We start from the raw sequence: 9,383 nt of genomic DNA, 5'->3' as shown, positions 1-9,383 counted from the left end.
ACCGTGAAGGCTGCTCCAGGCGAAAAACAAACGACACCAGATACACAAACACCGGGGCGCAATACATCAAGGTCGCGGCCACGGCCACGCTGCCCCGGGAAATACTGAGAAAATAGAACGCGAAATTACCCGCCACCCCCAGGCCGGCAACGCTGGACCAGAGCCATAATCGGCGGCTCCTCAGGCCATGGCCGGCGGGCTGCAGAACCAGCCAGACCAGCACAAACAGCAGTCCGATGGCGCCCCGGTAGAAAGACACCAGCAAGGCGCCCCAGCCTTCGGCCATGAGCACACCACCGAGGCCGCCGGACAGCCCCCAGCACAGGGCTGCCACAATCACCAGGGCTGTGCTCACGCGCGCCATTTGCCCTCCTGTCGCCCGGCAACAGGTGACCCGGGCGACCATCAACGCACCAACACGCAAGCCTCATTTGCCATGGGCTCTCAGCAACCACTGAAACGCAGAATATTTCGCGATGCAACCGGCAGGAGGCATCGTTAATGGGCAGGGAGAGAAAGAAGGGGAAGAGGCTGACATCAGGGTTACTCCGTGATGCCAGCCGATGATGCAACGGCGGGAAACGTCAGGCGGAGGCGGCCGCTTCCTGCTCCGCCAAAAAGCTGTCGATCTGCAGCAGCAACTCACGGTTGTCGTGATCCCAGGGATGGAACCCCGGGCGGAAGTAATCCAGGTAGTTACCAATCTGCTTACGCAGCATGCCGATATCACCGAAGGTGTAGTGGAAAAACTTCTGCCAGCCCTTCCAGTCCGTCAGCTTGCCCTGCTCACGCAGCACTTCCAGGAACACCGGAATCACCAGCCCCCAGAACACCACCGTGGCCAGGCCCAGTCCGAAACAGCGCAGCCCGTAGGCACCAACCCCTTTGCCCATGACCGCCGTCCAGACATCAAACGCCACGGCCTTGTGCTCGGTTTCTTCCAGGGCATGCCAGCGCCACAAGGCGGCATAGGCGGGATCAGCACCATCCACTACCCGAGGATCACTCAACACACTATCCGCCAGCAGGCCGGTGAAATGCTCCAGGGCGATGGTGCCACTCAGGGACACCGGCGCACTGTATTTGTTGAACCTCTTCAGGACACCTTCCACCAGGCGCTCGAATTTCGGCGCCACTGACGACACCGCAAAGAGGGCATCGTTATATTCTTCATGCTCGCGCCCGTGCATGGCTTCCTGGCCGATGAAGGCGGTCACCGCCTTCTTGAGCTCAGGATCGGTAATCTGGTCCCGGTAGGCCCGCACACTGTCGATAAAAAAGCGCTCGCCCACCGGCAGAACGGTGGAAAAGGTATTCAGGAAGGCCGTCAGCACCGGCCCACCGGCAGTGTGCCAGTCGGAAATCCGCCTGGGGTCCAGATTGAATCGCAGGCTCCTGCGCGTCGGCACCAACATGGGCGTTGCCCGGGTGTTATCGGTTACCAGACGCAGCGCTGCAGACAGTTTTTTCATTGTTATCTCCGTTGATCATCACGCCCGAGACATACACACACAGCCCGTGCCCGGGAAAAGCATGGCTATTATCTAAACATACGCAGGAACACTTGGCACGATGACAAAACTTGCATCCGAAAGCACCATTCAGGGAGCTCTTGCGACGTTCCCTTGCCCGGCAGCCGCTTACCCGGCAACGCGATTTCGGGGTACCCTCTATTTTCTCCCGATACCATTTACTGCCATGCACCTTCCGCTCCTGCCACTCGCCCTGCTCTCACTTGCCGCCTTGCCCGCTGTCGCCGACGAGCAGGACTGCAGGCTGGACATCCTGCACAGCGCCATCGAGACCACCCACACCTTCAACCTGACTGTCAGCTGCCGGGGTAACTACACACCCCTGACTTACCTCCTCCGAGCCAAACGCCGCGTGAACGGGGTAACGCTTACTGACAGCCAGAGTGGAACCCTGAACATTCATGGTGACAGCAAAACCGTGGGGGACATCCAGATTGATCTGAAGCCCGGCGACCATATCGAACTGGAAGGCAGAATCCTTCAGGCCTGTGAAGTCCTGGGCGAAACACGCCTGGAATTTACCCGCTGATAACAGCGGCTATCCGCCATCGCGACCTGCTACAGCCGTCACACAAACAATACTTACTGACGGAAAACCCCGGTGCTAATCTGTCTGTCGAGCGCAGGGATCCATGCTGATACCGCTGACGCAAACCGCTGAGCAACACCGCCGCGATCCTCGAACGGCACCCACCGCGAATAACAGACAATAAAAGGAAGCCCGCATGGACAACGAGTTCGATTACCTCATCATCGGTGGTGGCTCCGCCGGCTGCGCCCTGGCCGGACGGCTCAGTGAAGACCCGGACACCCGCGTCTGTCTGCTGGAAGCCGGTGGCAAGGGGGACGGTCTGCTGGTCAATGTGCCCTCCGGTGCGGTAGCTATGCTCTCCAGGCCCATCAACAACTGGGTGCTGGAAACGGTTCCGCAAAAAGGCCTCAATGGTCGCCAGGGCTTCCAGCCCCGGGGCAAATGCCTGGGCGGCTCGTCCGCCATCAATGCCATGGTCTATATTCGTGGCCATCGCGAGGACTACGATCACTGGGCGGCCCTGGGCAATGACGGCTGGTCCTACAAGGATGTGCTGCCCTATTTCCGCCTCAATGAACACAACGAACGTATCGATAACGACTACCACGGCACCGACGGTCCGCTCTGGGTCAGCGACAGCCGTACCGACAACCCGTTCCAGGACTACTTTCTGGACGCTGCCCGGGAATGCGATATCCCCATTACCGATGACTTCAACGGCGCCGAGCAGGAAGGCGCCGGGGTCTATCAGGTCACCCAGAAAGACGGCGAACGCTGGAGCAGTGCCCGGGCTTACCTGTTCCCGCATATGGATCGCAGCAACCTGACCGTGGAAACCAACGCCCAGGTTCAGCGCATTGTCTTCGACGGCAAACGTGCTGTGGGTGTGGAATTCAAGCAAGGCAAGCAGCTGCGCACCGCCTCGGCCCGCAAGGAAGTGCTGCTGTCCGCCGGCGCCTTTCAGTCCCCGCAACTGCTGATGCTATCCGGGGTGGGAGATAGCGAGGAACTGAAAAAGCACAACATCCCCGTGGTGCATCATCTTCCTGGCGTGGGCAAGAACCTGCAGGATCATCCGGATTTCATTTTCGGCTACACCACCGACAGCCCTGCCACTTTTGGTCTGTCACCGGCGGGCATGTGGCGGGCGCTAATGGCCATGGGCACCTATCGCAAGGAACGACGTGGCCTGTGGACCTCCAACTTCGCCGAAGCCGGGGCCTTCCTGAAAACCCGGCCAGAGCTTACTGCCCCGGATCTGCAGCTACACATGGTCACTGCCCTGGTGGATGATCATGGCCGCAAGATGCACTTCACCCAGGGTTACTCCTGCCACGTGTGCCTGCTGCGCCCGCGCAGCCGGGGGAGCGTGCAGCTGGCCAGCGCCAACCCGGATGACCTGCCCCTGATCGACCCGGCCTTCCTGGAAGACCCCCAGGATCTGGAAGACATGGTGCAAGGCTACAAGATCACCAAGAAAATCATGGAAGCGCCGTCACTCAAACGCTGGATGAAGAAAGACATGTTCACCGCCAACGTGAAGAGCGACGATGAGATTCGCGACGTGATCCGCCAGCGCGCCGACACCGTTTACCACCCGGTGGGCTCCTGCAAGATGGGCACCGATGAACAGGCGGTGGTCGACCCGCAATTGCGCGTTCATGGCATCGAAGGCTTGCGTGTCATCGATGCGTCCATCATGCCCACCCTGATCGGCGGCAACACCAATGCGCCGGCCATGATGATTGCGGAGAAAGCAGTGGATATGATTCGGGGGAAGAGCCGGATCCGCCAGGAATAAAAAAACCTGAGCGCCCCGCCGCCGGGGCGCTCACCCCGCGCCTACATAAATGCTGCAAATGGCTCACGAACACCCCCCCTCTTTCTGTGAAATTTCCCCCAGCCAGAATCGCTCGGGGCTTTCGTCCAACCCCGCCTGTAACGAACGCTGCTGACTGACATCAAAGGGCTAACGGATGACATAGGACATCTCTTATGCGAGCGCCGCTTAGCCTGTTTCTTTTTCTCGTGCCTGCCATGCTAAACGCCGACAGCATGCCCCTGACATTCAGCAGTGGCGAACAACAAGTCTCACTGATTGAGCTTTATACCTCCGAGGGCTGCAGCAGCTGTCCGCCGGCCGACCGGTTTGTCCGATACCTGGGAAAACAGGACGGGCTTTTTTCCACATTTATCCCGCTGGCGTTTCACGTGGATTACTGGGATTACATCGGCTGGGCTGATCCTTATGCCAGCCCGGCCTTCAGTGAGCGACAACGTCGCTACGCTCAGCTTCAAGATGTCAGTCGCGTCTACACACCCGGCTTTTTTATCAACGGCAATGAGTGGCGCGGATTTTTCCACCGCCATCGAAACTGGCAGGATTCCCTGTCACAGAAAAAGGTGGGCTCTCTGTCTGTTACCTACCAGCACCCGACCTTGCAGGCCACATTCAACGGCACTCTTCCCGATGACGCACGCTTGAATACGGCGTGGATCGGCCTCGGCCTGACATCCTCGATACAACGCGGAGAGAATCGGGGCAAAACCTTGCAACACGATTTCGTTGTTTTGCAGTGGCATCACCACCCCATGTCATCTTCCATGATGAAAGTCACACTGCCGTCGCCACCCGACCATGGCCAGCAACGCATCGGATTGGTGGCCTGGATCAGCCAGAGCAGCGACCTTCGGCCCGTGCAAGCCGTCGGCGGCCTACTGCCGTCAACAACCACCATCAATTAACGTCCACGGAGCCTCCATGTTTGCCAACACATATCCTTCGGCATGTATTCGTAACATCGCCGCCAGCCTGCTGTGTCTTTCCGCTTCGTTGGCCGCAGCAGCCCCGACCGCCATCAACACGCCGCTTTCCCGGGCTCCACTGGATGACACCAGCCACTTTGGCATCGGCGCCACAACGTCAATCACCGAACGGCCTTTTGTCGGTGTCGATGAACAACACGAAGGGCTCCCCTATTTCTCCCTTCGTTATAAACGCTTCAGCGTGGAAGGGCTTGATGCAGGCCTGGATCTCTTCAAAAAAGACAATGGCGTACTGAGGCTGCTCGTCACGCCGCGCTTCTATGAAGTCACCGCAGGCTTTGCGGACAATGGCGAACTTAACGGCATCGATACGACACAGCGCACCGTCTTCGCCGGGTTGTCTTATGACTATCAGCATGCCATGCATCAACTCTCTGCCAACGTGCTGAAAGATATCGGCAATGAGAGCGATGGCCTGGAAGCGAGTGTCACTGTCAGCCGCGGGATCAACTGGGGAGATGTCACCATCGCGCCCTCACTGGGACTGGTTTGGCAAGACGGTCAATTGGTGGAGCATTTTTACGGGGTTGACGACGATGAAACCGCTCCCGGCCGGCCCGTCTATGGCGAACATAGCTCACTGAACTATCAGGCCGCCTTGACCGCTATCTGGACACCGGGAAAACACTGGCATTTTCTTGCTGTGGTAAAAGAGGATTATCTTGGCGAGGGAATTTCCGACAGCTCCATCATTGATGATCGATCACTCACTTCGGTTGCCATAGGCGGAATATTTTATTTCTGGTGATATGCCAGCAACGGTCACTGCCTGTAAATAAACCATCCCGCTTCGACGCCCTGAAAAAGAGAGTCGACGCGGGATCGTCTTATCCATGACCGTGGGCAGCTCGAACCCGCTCCATCCGCGCATTCATTTCAGCAGCGTGGCGACTCACTCTCTCCTCAGGCCTTGCCCGGATCAATCAGGATCTTGGCATGCTGCTCCGGATTACCCAATGCGGCAAAGGCCTCATCCACGCCGGACAACCCCACCGTACCGGTAATCATCGGCCCCATATTCACCTTGCCTTCAGCAATCATGTGCAACGCATCGCGAAATTCGATGGGCATGTAGCCCAGGGTAAAACGCAGATCGATTTCCTTGTTGATGGCATTCACCGGGAAGAAGTGGTCCTGCTTCATGCAGACGCCCACCACCACGATGCAGGAGCGTAACGGCGCATCCGCGACGATACTTTCGATCATCCCCGGAATGCCCACGCATTCGAAAATCACCGGCCGCTTCGGGTTAGTCACGCCGGCCACTTCCGCCGCCCGCCACAGGGGCTCCCAGGGCAACGGCGTCATGCGCAGCATGGCCATGCCATCCAGGGCCATATCGAACAGCTGCGGCGCATTCACAATAAAGCCGCGCTTTTCCATACCCTCATAGGGGCTGCCCTGGGACGGGTCCACCACCACATGGGCGCCCATGGCCCTGGCCAGCTTGCGGCGCGTGGGGGAAAGATCACTGGCGACGATATGACGTACCCCCTTGGCCTTGAGCATGGCAATCACCCCGAGACCAATGGGCCCGCACCCAATCACGATGGCCGTGTCACGACGGCCTATCCCGGAGCGGTTCACCGCATGCAGGGACACCGCCATGGGTTCGGTCAGCGCCGCATGGTCATCGGAAATACCGTTGGTGACAGGAAAGGCCAGGGATTCCTCCACCAGCACCCGTTCGGCATAGGCGCCGGGGGCCTGGGTGGACAGGCCAGTCAGATGCGCCATTCCGTTATTGCGCCGCATGGGCATGGCCACAACGCGCTTGCCCGACTTCCAGCGGCGATGGGTCTTCGGGCCGTAGTCCGCGATCTCGCCCACAAACTCGTGCCCCAGAACCACATGCTCATGGCTGCGCATGATGTGCGGGTAACCGACCCGCTCGGTGGCCTCCGCCAGTTCATCCGCGTGATGGCGCGCATGCAGATCCGACCCGCAGATGCCGCAACGCAACACATTCAGAAGTATCTGACCCTTGCCCGGTTCCGGCTCGGGCACATCCTGGACCGCAAAGTCACCGTGGTGGCAAACAACCGCTTTCATGGCTTTTCCTTATGGCAGGCTGACTTGATTGGCATGCTTATAGTGTCGCGCAACAGTCATGGGGAAACAGGTCGTATGGAGCCAAATAGGTCAGCCTTCATTGAGACCTGGGAGAGGAAGGTGGCGTAGCGGCAATGGGTCTGCTGTTCAAAACCTTTGGCAGTATCAGCGTTCCGGAAAAAATTATATTTTGATCAAGTCTTGAATGCTGATCTCACATGGACGATTCAAACCTGCTCCAAATATTTCAAACAGGTATTGTCATCGTTTTTCACGCAGACCGCTTCAACCTTCCACTCAACCTAAGGCCATCTCTCATATTCATTCCCATCAAAATGAGATTGATAGCACCGGCAACCAATTCGACGCCTTGCACCACATAGAAACGGGTATCAAAAGCCCCCAGGGATGCCCAATGATCAAGCACTACCGCGCAGGGAATAAGCACCAATATTCCATTGGCACCAATAAACGGCATTCTCTTCTGCTTTTGTCGTACCAGCTTTCCTCCTCTGCCTTTAGCCAGGGCGAACCCGCTCGCGCCAGTGAATGCAATGGAAGGAACAAGAATCAACAAGCCTGGCCAGACAATGAGGCTTTTCAGGGTTGCGATGTCTTCTGCGCTACCGAAAAGCTCAACGAGAATGGTTGCCGAAAAGAACGTGGCAATGCACAAGAAGGCAATAATTGCGGCAACGCGATGAAGCAGGGACGCCATGGTTTCCTCCGGCAGGGAAATTGGTAACATGTTGTCATTGTGCTAAGAAGCCACTCAACTTGTCAACATGTTGTCAATTTACAGAAGGGACGCCTATGAACGACCCGCAGAAAGGCCCGGTGTTCACCGAAATCGTGCTTGAAGTCTTCAAGCTGGGCGGGCTGCTTGTCAGTGAAGGTGACGATATGGGCTCGGAATATGGCATTACCAGTGCCCGCTGGAAGATTCTGGGGGCGCTTTTCCTCGCGGGTGAACCGCAAACCGTTCCGCAAATAGCCAGAAGCATGGGACTGACACGACAAGCCGTACAACGACTTGTTGATGCCATGCAGCAGGATGAACTGCTGGTGTCCCAGGACAATCCAGGCCACAAGCGCGCAAAATTGATAAGCCTGTCGGAGCGAGGGAAAACGGTATATTTGAAGTTGGATGAAAAGCAGTCGGGATGGGCAACGACATGCTCAAAGGACATGAGCAAGGAAGAACTTGAAACAACACTGTCTGTGCTTAAGCGAATCGCCGTCTCTATGGACCGCTAACGTCCTGATCCGCCGCCAAAACAGGAAAGCAAACATTGGGGGCAGCGCTTGCTCCGCGCGAAAAATCAAACCCACCTCGCACTATCGATGCACGATGCAAAACCTGACCCCGGATCTGGTGACCCTGGATCTCCGTTTGCCGCTTTTACCGCACCATACTAAGACCATAAGTCTTCCAGAACCACATCTTCACTGTCGGGCTGATACTCTTTAGTTAATTGCTCGATCTGCAAAACCATCGGCAAATCAAAGGAGGTCCCGGTTACAATGCAACAGCCTTTCGCAAGACTAGGGATCATACTTTTTGAGAGGTTGTCTAAAGTGCTTATCGTCGAATCAAGCAAAAATAGATCTTTATCATTAACCAGGCGGTGAATAAAGAAGTTATGGATTTGCGACATTATCGTTGGCGAAATATCTGCTGGGCGCTGGCTGGCCAATGTTAAAAACATACCAAACTTTCGCCCTTCTTTAATAATCTCCTCAAAAAGCTCTAATCTGTAGTCTTTCCAACTTTCTTGCTCCCTGGTGGACTGCTCAGAAAGTATGTTATGAGCTTCATCAATTATTAGATGCAATGTTCTATCCGGAGGATTTCCGACGTTATTTTTATGCTGCTCATAAAAGTGCTTTGCTAATAGTAACGGAACGACCTTTTTTATTTCTTGATTACACTTCCGCAACGAAATCACAGTCAACAACGGTATTTCTGCGTTTTCACCATCGATTCTTATCACGCGTGAAAGCGCAGTCATTGATGATTCAATTCGTTTCAGCAGCGGCTGGATATGTTCAAATTGAACATATCCGAAGAGCAAATCATTTATGAGCTGCAAATTTACTCTTATTATCAGCTCACCAAATGCATCTAAGTCTTGCAGATTAATTGCATCCACATCCTGTCTGAAGACATTATCGTAGTCATGTTCACGACCATCAAAATAGACTGTACCCGCAGGCCCGGGATAGGAAAACTTACTTTGATCCCCTCTCCACACTAATCGATTAAGAATATCTCTCAAAGCTTGATTATCGATAATATCAACGACCGCTTTCAAAAGTTCAGCCGACTCCTGCTTGGGATTAGTAGTCGTAAATGATCGGTAAAAGGTAGCTTTTATATAATTTTCTAAATTTTGAATATCCCCACCAAACCTTTCCCGGCCACTCACAATCCTGTTTAT

Annotated in this window: 9 protein-coding genes and 1 pseudogene; 5 read left to right on the top strand and 5 right to left on the bottom strand. The window is 55.7% G+C overall.

From position 1 onward, the window contains the following. Positions 1 to 364 (bottom strand): EamA family transporter (locus A3714_RS00820; RefSeq protein ID WP_156493805.1); only part of this gene is annotated, 364 nt, incomplete at its 3' end. A 220-nt stretch (positions 365 to 584) separates the two neighbouring features. Continuing rightward, positions 585 to 1,472: a metal-dependent hydrolase gene (locus A3714_RS00815; protein ID WP_062815523.1), complete on the bottom strand. Its 888-nt coding sequence runs from the start codon at positions 1,470 to 1,472 to the stop codon at positions 585 to 587. A 226-nt stretch (positions 1,473 to 1,698) separates the two neighbouring features. Between A3714_RS00815 and A3714_RS00810 the strand changes: the two genes are divergently transcribed. From A3714_RS00810 to A3714_RS00795, 4 genes are all read left to right on the top strand, one after another. Continuing rightward, positions 1,699 to 2,061: a hypothetical protein gene (locus A3714_RS00810; protein WP_063510133.1), complete on the top strand. Its 363-nt coding sequence runs from the start codon at positions 1,699 to 1,701 to the stop codon at positions 2,059 to 2,061. Positions 2,062 to 2,257: 196 nt separating this feature from the next. Beyond that, positions 2,258 to 3,865, top strand: a complete 1,608-nt coding sequence (locus A3714_RS00805; protein WP_063510134.1) for a GMC family oxidoreductase — start codon at positions 2,258 to 2,260, stop codon at positions 3,863 to 3,865. Positions 3,866 to 4,059: 194 nt separating this feature from the next. Next, entirely contained in the window at positions 4,060 to 4,809 is a 750-nt protein-coding gene (locus A3714_RS00800; protein ID WP_063510135.1) for a DUF1223 domain-containing protein, read from the top strand. A 16-nt stretch (positions 4,810 to 4,825) separates the two neighbouring features. Continuing rightward, positions 4,826 to 5,638, top strand: coding sequence for a MipA/OmpV family protein (locus A3714_RS00795; RefSeq protein WP_063510136.1), 813 nt, complete (start codon positions 4,826 to 4,828; stop codon positions 5,636 to 5,638). Between the two features lie 155 nt (positions 5,639 to 5,793). Here A3714_RS00795 and A3714_RS00790 read toward each other — a convergent pair whose 3' ends face one another. Beyond that, positions 5,794 to 6,942, bottom strand: a complete 1,149-nt coding sequence (locus A3714_RS00790) for a zinc-binding dehydrogenase (protein ID WP_063510137.1) — start codon at positions 6,940 to 6,942, stop codon at positions 5,794 to 5,796. Positions 6,943 to 7,213: 271 nt separating this feature from the next. Further along, complete coding sequence (locus tag A3714_RS00785) at positions 7,214 to 7,660, bottom strand: hypothetical protein (RefSeq protein WP_063510138.1); 447 nt, start codon at positions 7,658 to 7,660, stop codon at positions 7,214 to 7,216. Positions 7,661 to 7,755: 95 nt separating this feature from the next. Between A3714_RS00785 and A3714_RS00780 the strand changes: the two genes are divergently transcribed. Next, complete coding sequence (locus tag A3714_RS00780; RefSeq protein ID WP_063510139.1) at positions 7,756 to 8,199, top strand: MarR family winged helix-turn-helix transcriptional regulator; 444 nt, start codon at positions 7,756 to 7,758, stop codon at positions 8,197 to 8,199. A 158-nt stretch (positions 8,200 to 8,357) separates the two neighbouring features. Here the strand turns inward: A3714_RS00780 and A3714_RS17840 are convergent. Continuing rightward, positions 8,358 to 9,383: pseudogene (locus A3714_RS17840) on the bottom strand (ATP-binding protein); the annotation flags it as partial.

It is taken from the genome of Alcanivorax sp. HI0007 (genome assembly GCF_001635525.1).
In the GTDB taxonomy this organism is placed as follows: domain Bacteria; phylum Pseudomonadota; class Gammaproteobacteria; order Pseudomonadales; family Alcanivoracaceae; genus Alcanivorax.
This window is presented reverse-complemented; position numbering and strand designations above follow the sequence as displayed.